1 protein-coding gene and 1 pseudogene are annotated in these 1107 nt (G+C 77.9%); both read right to left on the reverse strand.

Annotation, left to right across the window (positions count from 1 at the left end; genetic code table 11):
- Positions 1-17: 17 nt before the first annotated feature.
- Complete coding sequence (gene rpe, locus WCS02_RS20520) at positions 18-689, reverse strand: ribulose-phosphate 3-epimerase (RefSeq protein ID WP_340296170.1); 672 nt, start codon at positions 687-689, stop codon at positions 18-20.
- Positions 690-762: 73 nt separating this feature from the next.
- Positions 763-1107, reverse strand: a pseudogene (locus WCS02_RS20525) (rRNA small subunit methyltransferase B); the annotation flags it as partial.

Raw genomic sequence — 1107 nt, forward strand, 5'->3', positions numbered from 1 at the left:
CGGCGCGACGGCGCGGCTCACGGCACGTGCGGGTGGGCCGCCGCCAGCTCCCGCAGCCGGCCGATCGCCGCCGACGCGTCCTCCGCGCCGTAGACCGCGGACCCGGCGACGAACACGTCCGCCCCGGCCTCGGCGCAGCGCGCCACCGTGTCCGCGCTCACGCCACCGTCGACCTGCACCCGCACGTCGAGCGCCGCGGCGTCGACGGCCCGCCGGACGCGCCGGACCTTGGGCAGCACGGAGTCCAGGAACTGCTGGCCGCCAAAGCCGGGCTCGACGGACATGACGAGCACCATGTCGAACTCGGCCAGCAGGTCCTCGTAGGCCGCGAACGAGGTCGCGGGCCGCAGCGCGAGCCCCGCCCTGGCCCCGGCCGCGCGCAGCGCCCGGGCGGTCCGTACCGGGGCCGCGGACGCCTCGGCGTGGATGGTCACGCCGGCCGCGCCCGCCTCGGCGTAGCCCACGGCCCAGCGGTCGACGTCGGCGACCATGAGGTGGCAGTCCACCGGGACCGGGGACACCCGGACCAGGGCCTCGACCACGGGCACGCCGAGCGTGAGGTTGGGCACGAAGTGGTTGTCCATGACGTCCACGTGCGCCCAGTCGGCGTCGGCGATGCGCTCGAGCTCGGCCTGGAGGTTGGCGAAGTCGGCGCTGAGGATGCTCGGGGCGATGAGAGGTGCGGCCACGGGTGCAGGCTAGGCGCACCCCCGGACGCTGCCCGCCCCGGTGCGCCGGGCCCGGTGCGTCAGCCCCGGTGCGTCAGGCCCCGCGGCGCAGCAGGGCCAGGAACATCCCGTCGGTGCCGTGCGCGTGCGGCCACAGCTGGACGTGCGGGCCGGCGGCGGAGCCGGTCACCTCGCGCCCGACCGCGGCGTCGAGCACCGCGGCGGCGTCGAGGACCTCGACCTGCGTGCCGTCCTTGGCGGCCCGGCGGACGGTGTCCTCGACGACGGCCGTGGTCTCGGCCAGGTGCGGGGAGCACGTGACGTACGCGACCACGCCACCGGGGCGGACCGCGCCGAGCGCGGAGGCCAGCAGCGAGCGCTGCAGCCCCGCCAGGCCGGCGAGGTCGCCCGGGGTGCGCCGCCACCGCGCCTCGGGCCG

It is taken from the genome of Aquipuribacter hungaricus (assembly GCF_037860755.1).
Classification (GTDB): domain Bacteria; phylum Actinomycetota; class Actinomycetes; order Actinomycetales; family JBBAYJ01; genus Aquipuribacter; species Aquipuribacter hungaricus.